Consider the following 14,568-nt stretch of genomic DNA (forward strand, 5'->3'; position numbering starts at 1 on the left):
ACTCTCTTTCTTGTGATTATTCAAAAAATAACGAGAAAAGGCCAACCGTCATCACTACGCTCATAATCACCTGAATCAAAATAATAAAAAAAGCGATCCCACCCAATACTGTGATTTTTCGACGCAGAATGAAAGTAATGCCGGAAAGTACAGCACTGAACAGAATGGCTTTAAGTATGTAGGAAAGCGGCACCATTGCCGGGTGACCGGTATGCACTCCAGCAAGCCCAATGAGACCCAGCAGAAAACCTCCGCAGAATCCCCATCCCCAGAAAGTCATCGGTAAGCTCATCTGCCCCGTGACTAATCTTTTCAACATACGCACTTCCTTTTTGTGATTATTTTTTATCAAAACTCACCGGTTTTTACAGGGTAAAACCACCGTCACCCACCTGCGCCTGGGCGTACCATTTCATCAGCTCCGCGCAACCGGGCGCGTTCTCAGTCGGTGACCACGAGGCGGTATCGTGCTCCGGAACAGGCTGATAGCCGCCGTGTTTTACCTCGAAAATGACGCCGCCTTTATCCAGCGACAGCACGGCATGCCAGGTACCGGCCTCCATTTCCAGCACTTTACACTCTTCACCTAACACCACGCGCTGGGTCACGTTACCGCTGTCATCAAAATTCAGCACCAGAAAGCGACCGCTCAGAGCGGTTAGCAGTTCAAACGTGTGCGGGTGGCGATGGGGACGAACATAGGTGCCGGGCTCCATCGCGATGGCCAGGCGCTGCACCGGGTCGCTCAGCTCAGGATGTAAATTGCGATGCGCGCGTAAGCGAGGAGAATTGGCAGCCTGCTCGCTTTGTTGCTGCAGGTCACTGAACGTAATTTGTTTCATATACACCTTTGTGAATGGAGTCAGCGGGCGGCAACCCGATTGCCGCAAGACGTTATACCATTCGGAACGGTCGATGAGCGATGGCATTTGTGAAACAAATCGCTGCAACGTGAGGAGGTGCGTTATTGCATTCCAAAGCGCAACATTGAGTAAAACTCACATTGATTCCCACTATTTATCGTTTTTAAAAAGTGACGGCCCTGAAATACCATCCATTCATCCCTGGGATAGAAAAAAATAAATATTACCAAGCCTGAATGGAGCACCTATGACACTCGATGTTTTATTCCATGTAATGAATATTATCTCGCCTCATAAATTTAGCGCCCAAGCAAATGTGCATGAGTTGATAACGTTACTTTCAGCAGAAAAGGAAAGCTCAGAGGCGCTATCGCCTTTCATCCATCGACTGCACCTCCTCTCTTTCGCCCAAAGCAACCCGGGTAACGCCGAAGAGTTGCTCTCAGCGCATTTACCAAAAGAGGATGGGATCCTTCCGCTGCTTGACTTTGCGGAGTGGCCAAAGGTGCGTTACGCCGCGTCAGGCGAAGTTCAGACGCGTGAATCGCAGGAGTATTTCCGAGAAATGACGTCGGCAGCCAATCTGTTACGCACTGCGCTGATCGACGCTGAACGCGCAAGGGGAACGCCTGCGCTTTATATTCTGGATAAATTACTCAACCTGAACAGCGCCCTGCCGGAGAGATATAAAAAGATGGCGAATATTCCCTACGCATAAATACGTTCAGGATGCGGAATATCCCACAATTTATATTCCGCTATTTATTAAACCCGATTTTCATTGTAATCAAGACAGACGATATTCAAGGAAGGTACCACCGGCGCGTTAAGGTTAAGCCACGCCAGCAACCGTTCAATACTCTCTCTTCTTAGCGAATTTTTTGGCCAGACGAGGTAGTAGCCATCGCCGGTTGCGATAGCTTCCCTGAAGGGCAGCGCGAGCAGGCCGCTTTTCAGCGCGTCGAGCGTGAGGCGGAGGTCGGCCATTGCCACACCGTGACCGTGCATGGCGGCCAGGCTTCCCTGCTCCAGGGTGTCGAACACGATTCCACGACTCACGTCGAGCCCGGGGAATAACCCGGTTCTTTTCAGCCAGCGTTTCCAGTCCCGTCTGTCCGGAGAGGGATGAATAAGCTCGCACTGCGCAAGCTTATGCCGGGCCGATTCAAGCAACGACGGGGGACAAACCGGAATGAGCCATTCACTGAAGAGCAGCCTGCTTTCCGTTGACTCGCCGAAATAGCCATTGCCGAGGAGGATCGCACAATCGTATGGCTCACGACTGAAGTCAACGGTGTCGAAGTCCATCCAGACGCTGGCAATTTCAATTTTTGGCTTCGCGTGGTTCTCGCGAAAGGATTTAAGCACGTTCAGAAGCCACCGCATCGTCAGGGAGCTGGGGGCTTTGAGGCGCAGAAGATGATTTTCGCTTCTGAATGCGCGACACGCCCGCTCAATATTCGAGAAACTTTCGCTAAGCTGTCCGGCCAGAACGCGTCCGGCATCACTGACCTCCACTCTTGGCCCTTGACGTTTAAAGAGCTCGCAGTCGAACCACATTTCAAGCGTCCGGACATGCCTGCTGACCGCGCCAGGCGTGATATTCAGTGCTTCAGCCGCTTTGCTGAAGGAGTTCAGCCGCGCGGCAACTTCAAAAGCGCGAAGCGCATACAGTGGCGGTAAAGACATACGTTCCCTTTCAGTGAGGTTTAGCTATGCAGTTTTTGTATTATCGGCACTCGGTGACTTGTCGCTCAGATCCTCAGACGGAAACGTCAGCAGCAGCTCCCTGAGCAGGGACTCAAGCTGCGCGCGCTGCGCGTCAGATAAGCTGCTCAGCAGCGCATTTTGCGTTTGCGTATGGACGATCAGCGCCTGTTCGATGCGCTCCTGCCCGTGCGGCGTCAGGCTTACGAGGGTGCTGCGCTTGTCATCCGGATCGGCAATTCGCCTGATAAGCCCTTGCTGTTCGAGATGGCTGAGCCGGTTCGTCATTGCCCCTGAGGTGATCAGCAGCGATTTATACAGCTGCGTGGGGGAAAGGCAGTACGGCTCACCGGCGCGGCGCAGCGTGGCGAGCACGTCAAACTCGCCCTCGCGAAAGCCAAACTGCGCCATGGCCTGCGCCCGTTCTTTTGCCAGATGCTTCATCAGCCGGAGCATTCGGCCAAAAATTTTCATCGACGAGGCGTCCAGCTCCGGCATGGCGCGGCTCCACTGGCCGACAACAAAGTCTACATGGTCTTTCATTTTCACCCCTGATGGCGTGGGTATTTATCCTGTTGTGCGGTACATCTTACACAAAAACAGATTTTATCTTAACGTTAAGATAAATGCTCGTAGCAATTTGCCGGGCCATTCACAACCGAAAAGGACTCCATGTTGAAACGCACGTCGCCTTTACTCTTCACCGTTATCGCTTTTATCGTCGGGCTGAACCTGCGCCCTATTCTGGCTTCTGTCGGACCGTTGTTTTCCGTGCTGCAGCGCGAAGCGGGGCTGACCGCTACGCAATTCAGCCTGCTGACCACCCTGCCGGTCGCGATGATGGGGCTGGCCGCCTTGTGTGGCCCCTGGCTTTTAGACCGAGTCGGCGCCGTACGAGGCATTATGCTCGGGCTCTTCATCCTGCTTGTAGCCTGCTTATTACGCGGTTTTAGCGCCTCGCCGGAGAGTCTTATGGGCACCGCGTTACTGGGCGGAGCCAGCATAGGCACAATCCAGGCGTTAATGCCTGCCCTGATTAAAAAGGAATATACGCAAACGGCCAGCACGGTAATGTCGCTATTCAGCACGGGCATTATGGCCGGTGCGGCAGTCGCCGCCGCCAGCGCCGAGCCGTTGTTTTCATGGCTCACGCTGAAGCCAGCGCTGGCAATGGCCGGGCTGTTAGCGCTGCTGGCGCTGATACTGTGGTTAACCCTCGTTAAGCATTCTCAAGGGGAAAAAACAGCACACGAAGACGTAAAGCTCTCATCCTCACGGACAGCATTACTGTTGCTCTTTTTCGGCGTGGGTACGGGCGCCTATACGCTGGTATTGGCCTGGCTGCCCCCGCTCTATATTCAGGCTGGATGGTCCGCACGCAGCAGCGGCTACATGCTGGCCTGGCTGACGTTAACCGAGGTTGTCGCCGGGTTTGCCGTCTCCGCGCTGATCGGTAAATTCCCTGACCGCCGCGTGCCGCTGATCGCCGTATTGCTGTTGCTGCTGGCGGGATTACTGTGTCTGGTCTTTTCGCCGGGAACGACGCCTGTTTTATCCACGCTGCTGCTTGGCACCGGGATCGGCGCCCTCTTCCCGCTGTCGCTCATCGTCACGTTCGATCATGCGCGAACGCCCGCGCAGGCCGGGAAGTTACTGTCTAAAGTTCAGGGCGGCGGATACATGATTGCCGCGCTTATGCCGCTAATAGCGGGGATCGTTCGCGACAGTTCGGTCTCGCTGACCAGCGCATGGCTGATCATGAGTGCGGGAGTCGTGCTGCTGATCGTTATCGCGCTGAATTTTAAACCCGTCGTGGACGTGCAGGCACGATGAATGCGATACCAGAATTGAGAGTCGTATTTGAGCCAGTCGTAAGATAAATTCAGGGTGAATTTCACCTCATTCAGGAGTGGATATGTCGCAGACCATACCGGAAATTGATGTCTTGTTCGTCGCCGGGTTCGGGCCCATTTCGCGGGATACGGAGTCCAGCAGCGCGTTTTATGTCCAGACACTCGGCCTTCCGCTTAAGCCGATGGAGGGGAACAGCGATTATCTGCTCACTGAAGAGGGCCAGCTGGAAGGCGTGAAGCATTTCGCCGTCTGGCCGCTCGCACAGGCGGCTGCATCCTGTTTTGGAGAGGAAAAGTGGCCAGTTGAGCACCCGATACCGCAGGGTTGGGTTGAGTACGAGGTTCAGGATCTGGACTCGGCTACACGCGTTCTGAGTGAAAAAGGCTATCGGCTGCTGGTGGCTAACCGTATGGAGCCGTGGGGGCAGACCGTCACTCGCCTGCTCAGCCCGGAAGGCTTGCTTACCGGGCTGACCATTACGCCGTGGCTGCGTGGATAAAGGGAATTTGTTTGTGACGCCGGTTGCAGACGTGCATACCATAGTGAAGACGGTCGTCTTATCCGCAGCTGCCTGTTATTTCGCGTTAAGCCAGAAATCATTTAAATATGAGAAATCGCCTCTTTCAGGCTGCCCAAAGTTAAATATCGTTCCTTACGTCAAATAATAAAAAATTACCAAAACTAGCAGTTGATTATTATTGTTATGAATTTTAAGATTTCACCGCAACTCATTGATTAATTTGCTTTAGGGAAATAAAAATGACAAGAAATATCGTTGCGGGAATGATGATGGCCGCGTTTTCAGGGGCAGTATATGCAGGACCAACACTCGTTACACCAGATTTTTCACCGGAAAGTTTAGCGGTTTCAGCATCTGCCGGGATGCTGAGCGGAAAATCTCACGAAATGGTTTATGACGAAGTCACAGGAAGAAAAATTAGCCAGCTGGACTGGAAAATAAAAAATGTCGCCATTCTGAAAGGCGATATCACCTGGGATGCTTACTCATTTTTAACATTGAACGCCCGCGGCTGGACGTCCCTGGCATCAGGTTCAGGTCATATGGATGACTATGACTGGATGAATGCAAAACAATCCTCATGGACAGACCATTCAAGCCATCCGGCCACGAACGTTAACTACGCCAATGAATATGATCTCAACGTAAAAGGTTGGATCTTCCAGGGCGATAACTATAAAGCGGGCGTAACCGCAGGCTATCAGGAAACACGCTTCAGTTGGACGGCGACTGGTGGTACTTACAATTATGATAACGGTGCCTATCAAGGGAACTTCCCGGCAGGCGAGCGCGGCATTGGTTATAGCCAGCGTTTTTCTATGCCCTACATTGGCCTTGCAGGACAGTACCGTTTCAATGACTTTGAATTTAATGCCCTCTTCAAATTCAGTGACTGGGTGCGTGCACATGATAACGACGAACACTACATGCGCGACCTGACTTTCCGCGAGAAGACAACAGATTCCCGCTATTATGGTGCCTCTGTTGATGCCGGGTATTACGTCACTCCGCACGCCAAAGTTTTTGCAGAATTTACCTATAGCAGTTACGAAGAAGGTAAAGGCGGTACGCAGATTATTGATACCAATACTGGTGACTCCGGCTCTATTGGCGGGGATGCGGCAGGTATTTCTAACCACAACTATACCATTACAGCGGGCCTGCAATACCGCTTCTAATCCAGGCGAAAAGCAGTCCATTGTTAATGCAGACCAGGCCCCTAATGGGGCCTTTTTCGTTACGTTGAGCTAATTCCTTGCCAGGGACACTCCAAAGATACCTGCCATCCAATCCAGGTGTTGGTGACTAACTGACGCATTACAAAAAATAACAGTTTTAACTCAAAATAATAGATTGTAATATGGCTCCAAATGCTAACAAACAAAGGAGTGACATGCTTTCTCAAACACGAAGCGACAAAAGATGGATAGGGCTTTCTTAGCAAAATTTCATGTTCAAAAAGATCAAAAAATAATCGATTACAGGCATGGCGTTAGTTATTGATGAGTCTGGCAAACTTACACCGTCAAACCCTGAAAAATGAATTTAACTTATCAAGGAATAAAAATGAAAATTATCATATCAAGCGTAATAATTGGCGCGTCAGTGTTGTTATCCTCTGCGATGTTATCAGGAAATATAGAATTTAAGAAACAGAACATTTTAAGCAATGACAACGGTCATGTGTCATTAGGAAAAGTGTATAGTGAAAATACATTTATCAATGTTGAATTAAAAACAGAAAGCGATAACTCAACCATCTTCAAACTTACCGATTTATCTGTCGGTTCATATCAAGACGGCATTAAGAGAGAAATTCAGTCAATTATCGACGAGTATAACAAAGATAAACCCGATGATAAAAAAACAACTAGCGACAAACTTTCTTTAAAAGTCCCTGCAACACTGACACTGAAGATCTACAATGTATATCGCGCTGAAAACATTCCGGTGTACAATCTCACAATAGATACCCAGTCCATAAAATTTGGTAAAGAAACCTCAGTATTAAAGTCCGTATTGGAAGCATCAGACAAAATATTGAAGGATAATAACCAACGAATCCAGGAAACATTTTTCTTGTCGAAAAAATAGATTTATAAGCTCGTTATGCTAGCGTGGAGAAACTACTCTACGCTCCTCTTCATCAGCGGGCCGTCAGCTGTTATATAATAACGTCCGCTCCCGGCACAACGCGTTAAAAATAGCGTTTAGTCCGTCAGGAACACAGAGCGGGCGTTATCTTCACTCCGGTGTGAGTGTTTCGACATGCTTTAAGGGGAAAGATTCGGCTATCAGATACCTTACATTTCCAGTGCCGCAAGAATTGCAGAATCCATTTTCTCTGGCGTAGTCATCGGAGCAAAACGCTTGAGTGGTTTACCGTCACGGCCGATCAGAAACTTAGTAAAGTTCCACTTGATCCGCCCTCCCAGCACGCCGGGCAATTCGTTTTTCAGATAACGAAACAGCGGGTGGGCCGCATTGCCGTTGACCTCAACCTTCTCAAACATCGGGAAACTCACGCCGTAGTTGATGTAACAGGTTTTCGATATTTCGTCGGCGCCGCCGGGTTCCTGTTTGCCGAACTGGTTGCAGGGGAAGCCCAGCACCATTAACCCTTGATCGGCGTATTTCTTGTATAGCGCTTCAAGACCAGCATATTGCGGCGTGAAGCCACACTGGCTGGCGGTATTGACGACCAAAACCACTTTTCCCGCATAGTCGGCCATAGAGATATGCTGCCCATCCAGACGGGTGGCGCTAAGTTGATGAAAGTAGGTCATATTAGTGATGATGGTCTCTTAGAAAAACGGTTAGCACATCCTTTGGAGGGGTTACACCCGTTTCTGAAAGCATCCAGCCCACAGCGCCGCGATGATAGGTACCGTGAAACAGCACATGGTTGAGCATATCCGCCGCTTTCATTTCGCCATTTCCGCCATCGACGAAACGGAATTGGATGATTTCGGAAAGTCCGGGAACGTCCATTGAACCTGCGTGCGTAATATACCAGTCAGTGCATTCACTCATCTTTTTCAGAAGCTCGTCTGCAGACGGCGTTTCTGGCGTATTTAACGCGGTATATTGATGCGTTTGACCAGTAATATTTGCCCTGAAAATCATATCCACAACATAAATATGGTTCATAAGCCTGAGCATCAGATGGTGCTTTTCAGCATTTGCTGAGCTATCGACCCTCTGTATTGCCTGTAAGGTTTCCGTATCTGCCCAGCGTTTGAATTTGAATAACGTGACAATCGTGCCTGCGTCCATCGCCCCTCCGGATTAACAAAAAATTATCATATCAGCAACTTTGCCAGGCCGGTAACACTTCCACTTCCGGCACCAAACAGACGGTAATTCGGCCATCCGAAAAATTCCCTCATCGCAGGCTAAGTGTGATACATTCCTGGCGCGTCAATGACCACCACACTCGCTATCAGGTATGCAGAACATAACAAAAAATATTCGCTGGCTTCTGCTTACTCTCCCACTCCTCAGCGGTTGTGGCACGCTCTCACAGATGTCCTCCCCGGAAGGTACTCAGGAACTTCTCACCCATGATTCGCTGGATGGCGACGTTGACAGCGTGGTGCGTCACTATATGGCGCAAAAATCCGTTCCCGGGATGACGGTCGCGGTGATCCATAATCACGGCTCACCGCAGTTTTACACCTGGGGCGTAACCGATGCGGTCAATCGTTATCCGGTCAGGCCCGACACCCTGTTTGCGCTCGGCTCGCTCAGCAAAGGGATCACGGCGGAAGTGGTGGCTTGTCTGGTGAATGAAGGGCAACTGAACTGGAACGATAACCTGGCGACACTGCTACCGCCGGGTACACCGCTTAGCGCGGATGCACAAAAAATCACCCTGCTTGAACTGGTAACCCACACCTCCGGCCTGCCGCGTCAGAATATGGATGTTCCGATGCTTAGAAAATTCATCGGCTATTTAAGCACCGGCGATAATTTCTATAGCGAGCTGGATAGCGATAACGTGCTGCGCTACCTCGCCGACTGGCGGGCGCCAAAGAGTAAAGTGCCGCAATACTCCAATACCGGCTACGCGCTAATCGGCTATATCCTGAAACACAAGACCGGCGAAGATATCCAGAGTTTAGCCTCGCGCTATATATTCCGTCCGCTGCAAATGGCTAACAGCAGCTTTATTCCCCAGCAGCTAAAAGGATACCCGCAGCGTGCGCTCGGCCACGCGGGCGATCAGCCAAAATTTATCCCGCGCGGGCAGCTCACCCCAGACTGGCATTTTTCCAACAACATGGTGGCGGCAGCGAGCTTATACAGCAACGCCGAAGATCTGGCGACCTATGCCCGCTATCACGTATCGACGACCCACAATCCCTTGTTGGACAGCGTCTTTGCCGAAGTGAGAAATACCGATATTCAACGTTCCGACGGAGTACAGGGTATTGCCTGGACCACCGACTTTATCGGTCTGGAAAAAATCACCTACCAGGTCGGCTATATCGGCGGCTACTCCAGCTTTATCGGCTATGACAAAGAAAAAGGCAATGCGGTGGTGGTGCTGCAAAATACCTTTAACTGGAGTAATTATATTGGCATCGCGCTATTAATGGATATGGCGAAAAAAGACAGCCAGAGCCCCAGCAGCCGCTTTGCGATTAATGGGATTCCAAAACGCGTTTATCAGCAATAGTAGTGAACGCCCCATCAGATTCAGGCCTGATGCGCAAGATCTTCGCGAGTCGGCCCCTGAAAGTAGATAGTACTAATATGGCAACTTCGAGGCTGAGTGAGTACAAAACGAATCGTTTCCCAAATTGACCATCCATTCACCAGACGCTCCCCCATTCTTGATTGATTATCGACATGCGCATCTATACCGGTCAGTTCAAAATCAGGCGGATATAACCCGGCTACCCGAATGTTTTCTTTGGATAAGTGTTCTGACAGTTTCGTTGTAAAGCCGCTGAGCCCGTGTTTGCTGGCAAAAAAAGCGGGATGGGCAATCGAATCTGTAAAGTTCGGAATACCGCACGCAGATATAATCGCAATGATGTCTGCACTGTCTGAGCGTCTTAAACCCGGAAGCATTGCCTGGGTGAGCAGGATTGAACCTGTCAGGCCTGAACTGACGGTATTAAAGATTTCTGTGCTCGAATGTTCGTCTATTGTCCCAGACAACCACTGAGCAGCATTCAGAATTAAAATATCGATTGGCCTGTCTGAATGTAAGACCTGCGAAGAAAACTTAGAAATGGATTCCGGCAGGGCTAAATCACAGAGATACCCTTTCGCCTCACCACCTTCAGCCGCGATGAGGCTGCAGGTTTTTTGAATATCCACCGCCCGACGGGCGCTAAAATCCACTTCAACGCCCTCTCGGGCAAGCCAGACGCACAGCGCCTGACCAAATCCCCCGCCGCCACCCGTGATAACAGCTCTTTTACCCCTCAGCATAACTCTGCGTCCTCTGTCGTGATAAATCTGTATCGAGGATTAATAGCATGATGAGGTGAGTAACATCTTCCCGTTAGTGCCATTTACAGCGGTAAAAAGCGCTTAAAACGTCATCAGCCGTCTCCGCGTTGTATTTAAGAATTAAAAACATATAATAACAGCTTCTTTAACGCTCGCACTTCACGGGAAACATGAGTTAGAAGGAATATGGCGCTATGCAATACAAAAGAATGAGCGATGAGTTTATAATACTTGACGTTGAAAAAATTAACGGTTATCTGTGTGCCATCGAAAGTCTAAATGAGGCCGATTATCCAAAAGTTGATTATTCATTCACCCACCTTAAAAATACTGGCTCATTGTTAAAATCCATAGAAGACCATATCGCGGCAACCTATCCCAATACGGTCTTAGATTACTGGCATATCAAAATAGAGAACATTAGCAAAAGTCAGTTCAGAGAAAGTATAAAAACTTGGTTTTTCCGTTTTGGTAGAGCAGAAGTACTGTGTGATCAATTAAAACCTTTACAGGATGGGTTTTTAGCGTTGCTCAATGAGCTTGTTTACACCCCTCAAATTTACCGTATTAATATGATTCCACCTGTTTGGTATGCAACTTGTTGGGAATCAATTTTACTGGACTCGGATAATGGTTTATTTATGCTTGAATTTAACTTTGATGAATGATTTATACTGCGCCATACTTCGATTTTATATCTAACTCTCTTTCGACTCGGGAGTCCCCTGATGAAAAACCAGTTTCCACTGGTCATTATCAAAACGCTCCCAACATGAAGAACGAAGAGAAGTACGGCTGCCATCTGGATTAAACGTCCTGTAATGTAATATAGCGAAATTATCGCTTACGCTGATGAGTTTAAAATTGCTACTGAGAATAGTGGGCGCATCTATTTCAGCAGAAAGGCATTCTATTGTCTCTGTACGAGTGACTAATACGCCTGTACGCGTTATTTCTCTAAATTCTTTATGAAGTATCTGTTCAAGCCATTCCCTGTCTTTTCGCATGTCGCCATGTAGAGAACATTCAAGTCTAATAAGCTTCTCCAGGAGCATAGGGATTGTCCTCATTACATATCAGTGCTTATAAAACGATAATCGATCTAAGGCAATGTCCGCTCCTGCCATGAAGCGGACCTTTCCCCTACACCGCCGACTTCGGCCTTAAATTCTCATCAAACGTCAGCCGTTTTCGGTCAGGCTCAGCCTCGCGCAGCGGCTCCACCTGGTGCATAGTGAGCTTGCAGCGTTCCACCAAAACCTGATACTCCCGCGTGCCCTGCTGCTTCCATGCCAGCTCCTGCTCGCTGAGTTCGCGAATCGCTTTGGCCGGGCTGCCGATAATCAAATGGTTGGCGGGCATCTCCGCTTTCGCCTTCACGAACGCCGCCGCGCCGACGATGCTGTTTTCACCGATGACCGCCCCGTCCATCACCACCGCGTTCATGCCCACCAGCGCATTGCGGCGGATCACGCAGCCGTGGAGAATGGCACTGTGGCCGATATGCCCGTCCTCTTCCACCACCGTGTCCTGCTCCGGGAAGCCGTGCATCACGCAGTTATCCTGAATGTTGGCGCCGTCTTTCACCACGATACGGCCAAAATCACCGCGCAGGCTGGCGTTAGGACCGACGTAAACGCCTTTGCCCAGAATCACGTCCCCAATCAGCACCGCCGTCGGGTGAACATAGCTCTCGTCCGGCACGACCGGCGTCAGACCGTCAATTTGATAAACTGGCATCTTCGCTCCTTATGCGCTTGTAAGACCACCAAAGCGTTGATAGTAAAGCGTGCCGGGCACGGGCAGCTCGCCCACGGAGGTTTCGCCCTTCTCGCTGACAAACGCCAGCGCCCCCGGCGCGACACGCTGGTAGATGTTAATGCAGAGCTGTCGGGCGCTTTGCCCCGCCCAGTGCGCGGGCAGCAACTCTTCCGGCAGCAGCGGGTCTTTCAGCACCACGCGACGATAAAAATGAATCAGCAGCAGCTGGATCTGGAAACAGCGTTCCGGCGTCAGCTCCTCGGGCGCAGCCTCTTTCAGCAACGGCAGCAGCGGCCGGAACGAGTTGATAAACGACTCGTACATCGCGTTTTGCTCGGTTAACTGCCAGCACTCTTCCACCCGCGAACGCAGCGCGGCGCGGGAGAGCGCCAGCGGCGAGTGGGCTTCAAAGAAAATCACGTTTTCCGCCACGCCGGCATCGTGAAGCAGGGACTGCACGTCCGCCAGATGCTGTGACGGCGAGGCCATCAGGCTCGGCGCCAGCGTGCCAAACCCCTGCCAGATCAGCTGTTTTTTGACGTCGGCAAGGGTGGTTTTATCCAGACCTTCGGAGAGCAGCAACAGCCATTTACCGTCCCAGGCGGGCAGTTCCGCACGGTAAATCTTATTCTCCGCTCGACGCGTCAGGCGAAGCCCTTTGTCGCTCAGGCGGTAAAAGCTGCGGCGCCCGATGCGGGAAACGTCCAGCCAGCCCTCTTTGTTGAGGCGAAACAGCGCGGTGCGCACGAAGCGCTCGCCAAACCCCATACCTTCCAGCAGGGCGGCCAGGCTGCCGAGCCAAATCTCACCGCCGCGATGGGAAAGCGCGTCACCGTATAACGATGAGATAAGCGAGGTCCCGCTGACGGGAACGGAGCTGACCGCGTGCTGGATAAAGGCGTCGAGTTTATTCATGTGATTCATTCTGTTGTTATTTTTGTCCTGGATGAATCATAGCATAGGAATCTGGGGTTTCCCCCTCACCCTAACCCTCTCCCAAAGGGAGAGGGAACTTTTTACACCCTCTCCCTTTGGGAGAGGGCTGGGGTGAGGGAAACTCAACCGTTAGCCGCAACTTTACGCAAATCAAACACCCGGCAGGCTTTGCCCTCTGAGCGCGGGATGCTGCCGCAGTTCACGATCGTCACGTCGGTGGAAATCCCCACCATCGACTTAATGCGGTGGCGCAGCTGGTGGCACACCTGACAGCGCTGCTCGTGCGTCAGGGTTAAGCTGCTCTCTTTCAGCTCCACCTTCACGGAAAGTGAATCAAGATGCCCGCGACGGTTCACCTCCAGCTGGTAGTGCGGAGAAAGGTGTTCGAACTTCACGATCTCCTCTTCCAGCTGCGACGGGAAGACGTTGACGCCGCGGATGATCAGCATATCGTCACTGCGGCCGCTGATGCGGTCCATACGACGCATGCTGCGCGCGGTTGCCGGAAGCAGGCGCGTCAGGTCGCGGGTGCGGTAGCGGATCACCGGCAGCGCCTCTTTGGTCAGCGTGGTGAACAGCAGTTCGCCCTGCTGACCGTCATCGAGCGGCGTGCCGTCATTCGGGTTGACGATCTCCGGGTAGAAATGATCTTCCCAGATGGTTGGGCCGTCGACGGTTTCGATACACTCCATCGCCACGCCCGGCCCCATCACCTCGGAGAGGCCATAGATATCCAGCGCCGTAATGCCTAAGCGTTTTTCAATTTCACGACGCATGGCCTGCGTCCACGGCTCGGCGCCGAAGACGCCCACGCGCAGGGAACAGCCGCTGGCATCGCCGCCCATCTGGCGCTCCAGCTCTTCAATCAGGTTGAGGCAGTAGGACGGCGTCACCATGATCATGTCCGGCTGGAAATCACGGATCAGCTGCGCCTGTTTCTCCGTCTGGCCGCCGGACATCGGGATCACCGTCGCGCCTAAACGCTCGGCCCCGTAGTGCGCGCCCAGCCCACCGGTAAACAGGCCATAGCCATACGCCACGTGAATTTTGTCCTTCGCGCTGCCGCCCGCCGCGCGCAGGGAGCGGGCCACCAGATTGGCCCAGTTGTCGATATCGCCCTGCGTGTAGCCGACAACGGTCGGTTTGCCGGTGGTGCCGGATGACGCGTGAATGCGCACCACCTGCTCCATCGGCACGGCAAAGGTATCGAAAGGATAGTTATCCCGCAGGTCCTGCTTGGTGGTGCACGGGAATTTGCGGATATCCGCCAGCTCTTTGAAATCGTCAGGGTGAACGCCCGCGGCGTCAAACTTGCGTTTGTACATCGGCACGTTGCTGTAGGCGTGATGCAGCGTCCATTTCAGACGCTCGGTCTGCAGCGCCTGTAACTCGTCAAGGGAGGCCGTTTCAATCGGATCAAGCTTTGTTGTATTTGTCATTGTAGGGTACTCACATTGTTTT

Annotated in this window: 18 protein-coding genes; 7 read left to right on the plus strand and 11 right to left on the minus strand. The window is 51.6% G+C overall.

What is annotated here, in order from left to right:
• Positions 1-16: 16 nt before the first annotated feature.
• On the minus strand, positions 17-319 hold the full coding sequence (locus P346_RS18760; protein ID WP_032657369.1) for a hypothetical protein: 303 nt from the start codon (positions 317-319) through the stop codon (positions 17-19).
• A 46-nt stretch (positions 320-365) separates the two neighbouring features.
• On the minus strand, positions 366-842 hold the full coding sequence (locus P346_RS18755) for a WbuC family cupin fold metalloprotein (protein ID WP_032657372.1): 477 nt from the start codon (positions 840-842) through the stop codon (positions 366-368).
• A gap of 268 nt (positions 843-1,110) precedes the next feature.
• Here P346_RS18755 and P346_RS18750 point away from each other — a divergent pair, with 268 nt between their 5' ends.
• Entirely contained in the window at positions 1,111-1,581 is a 471-nt protein-coding gene (locus P346_RS18750) for a hypothetical protein (RefSeq protein ID WP_032657375.1), read from the plus strand.
• 47 nt (positions 1,582-1,628) lie between these two features.
• Here P346_RS18750 and P346_RS18745 read toward each other — a convergent pair whose 3' ends face one another.
• Positions 1,629-2,552, minus strand: a complete 924-nt coding sequence (locus P346_RS18745; RefSeq protein ID WP_032657377.1) for a LysR substrate-binding domain-containing protein — start codon at positions 2,550-2,552, stop codon at positions 1,629-1,631.
• A gap of 24 nt (positions 2,553-2,576) precedes the next feature.
• Positions 2,577-3,113 (minus strand): MarR family winged helix-turn-helix transcriptional regulator, encoded by a 537-nt coding sequence (locus P346_RS18740; protein WP_032657378.1) that lies wholly within the window; start codon positions 3,111-3,113, stop codon positions 2,577-2,579.
• Positions 3,114-3,242: 129 nt separating this feature from the next.
• Here P346_RS18740 and P346_RS18735 point away from each other — a divergent pair, with 129 nt between their 5' ends.
• The 4 genes from P346_RS18735 to P346_RS18720 all read left to right on the plus strand — a co-directional run bounded on the left by P346_RS18735 (position 3,243) and on the right by P346_RS18720 (position 7,038).
• On the plus strand, positions 3,243-4,403 hold the full coding sequence (locus P346_RS18735) for an MFS transporter (protein ID WP_032657381.1): 1,161 nt from the start codon (positions 3,243-3,245) through the stop codon (positions 4,401-4,403).
• Between the two features lie 82 nt (positions 4,404-4,485).
• A complete protein-coding gene (locus P346_RS18730; RefSeq protein ID WP_032657384.1) occupies positions 4,486-4,923 on the plus strand; it encodes a VOC family protein in 438 nt (145 codons plus the stop codon).
• A 260-nt stretch (positions 4,924-5,183) separates the two neighbouring features.
• Positions 5,184-6,122, plus strand: coding sequence for an omptin family outer membrane protease (locus P346_RS18725; protein ID WP_032657387.1), 939 nt, complete (start codon positions 5,184-5,186; stop codon positions 6,120-6,122).
• A gap of 388 nt (positions 6,123-6,510) precedes the next feature.
• The gene (locus tag P346_RS18720; RefSeq protein ID WP_032657390.1) at positions 6,511-7,038 is read left to right on the plus strand and encodes a hypothetical protein; all 528 of its coding nucleotides are present in this window, start codon (positions 6,511-6,513) and stop codon (positions 7,036-7,038) included.
• Positions 7,039-7,247: 209 nt separating this feature from the next.
• On the opposite strand, the gene P346_RS18715 is transcribed toward P346_RS18720, so the two are convergent.
• Positions 7,248-7,730, minus strand: a complete 483-nt coding sequence (locus P346_RS18715) for a glutathione peroxidase (protein WP_032657393.1) — start codon at positions 7,728-7,730, stop codon at positions 7,248-7,250.
• 1 nt (position 7,731) lies between these two features.
• Positions 7,732-8,220 carry a DinB family protein gene (locus tag P346_RS18710; protein ID WP_032657396.1) on the minus strand — a complete coding sequence of 163 codons (489 nt, stop codon included), beginning with the start codon at positions 8,218-8,220 and terminating at the stop codon, positions 7,732-7,734.
• Between the two features lie 172 nt (positions 8,221-8,392).
• Here P346_RS18710 and P346_RS18705 point away from each other — a divergent pair, with 172 nt between their 5' ends.
• Positions 8,393-9,625 (plus strand): serine hydrolase domain-containing protein, encoded by a 1,233-nt coding sequence (locus tag P346_RS18705; RefSeq protein WP_050597612.1) that lies wholly within the window; start codon positions 8,393-8,395, stop codon positions 9,623-9,625.
• A 20-nt stretch (positions 9,626-9,645) separates the two neighbouring features.
• Here the strand turns inward: P346_RS18705 and P346_RS18700 are convergent, their stop codons facing one another.
• Positions 9,646-10,389 (minus strand): SDR family oxidoreductase, encoded by a 744-nt coding sequence (locus P346_RS18700; protein ID WP_032657399.1) that lies wholly within the window; start codon positions 10,387-10,389, stop codon positions 9,646-9,648.
• Between the two features lie 215 nt (positions 10,390-10,604).
• Between P346_RS18700 and P346_RS18695 the strand changes: the two genes are divergently transcribed.
• Complete coding sequence (locus P346_RS18695) at positions 10,605-11,078, plus strand: hypothetical protein (RefSeq protein ID WP_032657402.1); 474 nt, start codon at positions 10,605-10,607, stop codon at positions 11,076-11,078.
• 30 nt (positions 11,079-11,108) lie between these two features.
• Here the strand turns inward: P346_RS18695 and P346_RS22265 are convergent, their stop codons facing one another.
• From P346_RS22265 to paaK, 4 genes are all read right to left on the minus strand, one after another.
• A complete protein-coding gene (locus P346_RS22265; protein WP_438503792.1) occupies positions 11,109-11,480 on the minus strand; it encodes a DUF4440 domain-containing protein in 372 nt (123 codons plus the stop codon).
• 73 nt (positions 11,481-11,553) lie between these two features.
• Complete coding sequence (paaY, locus tag P346_RS18690; protein ID WP_023619119.1) at positions 11,554-12,150, minus strand: phenylacetic acid degradation protein PaaY; 597 nt, start codon at positions 12,148-12,150, stop codon at positions 11,554-11,556.
• 9 nt (positions 12,151-12,159) lie between these two features.
• On the minus strand, positions 12,160-13,095 hold the full coding sequence (gene paaX, locus P346_RS18685) for a phenylacetic acid degradation operon negative regulatory protein PaaX (RefSeq protein WP_021241337.1): 936 nt from the start codon (positions 13,093-13,095) through the stop codon (positions 12,160-12,162).
• A 134-nt stretch (positions 13,096-13,229) separates the two neighbouring features.
• On the minus strand, positions 13,230-14,546 hold the full coding sequence (gene paaK, locus P346_RS18680; protein ID WP_032657406.1) for a phenylacetate--CoA ligase PaaK: 1,317 nt from the start codon (positions 14,544-14,546) through the stop codon (positions 13,230-13,232).
• Positions 14,547-14,568: the final 22 nt, after the last annotated feature.

Source organism: Enterobacter sp. DC1 (genome assembly GCF_000568075.1).
GTDB lineage: Bacteria > Pseudomonadota > Gammaproteobacteria > Enterobacterales > Enterobacteriaceae > Enterobacter > Enterobacter asburiae.

Bases quoted from the DNA above. Each gene is read 5' to 3' on its own strand.
- P346_RS18760 (WP_032657369.1), bottom strand. From the start codon at position 319: ATGTTGAAAAGATTAGTCACGGGGCAGATGAGCTTACCGATGACTTTC.
- P346_RS18755 (WP_032657372.1), bottom strand. From the start codon at position 842: ATGAAACAAATTACGTTCAGTGACCTGCAGCAACAAAGCGAGCAGGCT.
- P346_RS18750 (WP_032657375.1), top strand. From the start codon at position 1,111: ATGACACTCGATGTTTTATTCCATGTAATGAATATTATCTCGCCTCAT.
- P346_RS18745 (WP_032657377.1), bottom strand. From the start codon at position 2,552: ATGTCTTTACCGCCACTGTATGCGCTTCGCGCTTTTGAAGTTGCCGCG.
- P346_RS18740 (WP_032657378.1), bottom strand. From the start codon at position 3,113: ATGAAAGACCATGTAGACTTTGTTGTCGGCCAGTGGAGCCGCGCCATG.
- P346_RS18735 (WP_032657381.1), top strand. From the start codon at position 3,243: ATGTTGAAACGCACGTCGCCTTTACTCTTCACCGTTATCGCTTTTATC.
- P346_RS18730 (WP_032657384.1), top strand. From the start codon at position 4,486: ATGTCGCAGACCATACCGGAAATTGATGTCTTGTTCGTCGCCGGGTTC.
- P346_RS18725 (WP_032657387.1), top strand. From the start codon at position 5,184: ATGACAAGAAATATCGTTGCGGGAATGATGATGGCCGCGTTTTCAGGG.
- P346_RS18720 (WP_032657390.1), top strand. From the start codon at position 6,511: ATGAAAATTATCATATCAAGCGTAATAATTGGCGCGTCAGTGTTGTTA.
- P346_RS18715 (WP_032657393.1), bottom strand. From the start codon at position 7,730: ATGACCTACTTTCATCAACTTAGCGCCACCCGTCTGGATGGGCAGCAT.
- P346_RS18710 (WP_032657396.1), bottom strand. From the start codon at position 8,220: ATGGACGCAGGCACGATTGTCACGTTATTCAAATTCAAACGCTGGGCA.
- P346_RS18705 (WP_050597612.1), top strand. From the start codon at position 8,393: ATGCAGAACATAACAAAAAATATTCGCTGGCTTCTGCTTACTCTCCCA.
- P346_RS18700 (WP_032657399.1), bottom strand. From the start codon at position 10,389: ATGCTGAGGGGTAAAAGAGCTGTTATCACGGGTGGCGGCGGGGGATTT.
- P346_RS18695 (WP_032657402.1), top strand. From the start codon at position 10,605: ATGCAATACAAAAGAATGAGCGATGAGTTTATAATACTTGACGTTGAA.
- P346_RS22265 (WP_438503792.1), bottom strand. From the start codon at position 11,480: ATGAGGACAATCCCTATGCTCCTGGAGAAGCTTATTAGACTTGAATGT.
- paaY (WP_023619119.1), bottom strand. From the start codon at position 12,150: ATGCCAGTTTATCAAATTGACGGTCTGACGCCGGTCGTGCCGGACGAG.
- paaX (WP_021241337.1), bottom strand. From the start codon at position 13,095: ATGAATCACATGAATAAACTCGACGCCTTTATCCAGCACGCGGTCAGC.
- paaK (WP_032657406.1), bottom strand. From the start codon at position 14,546: ATGACAAATACAACAAAGCTTGATCCGATTGAAACGGCCTCCCTTGAC.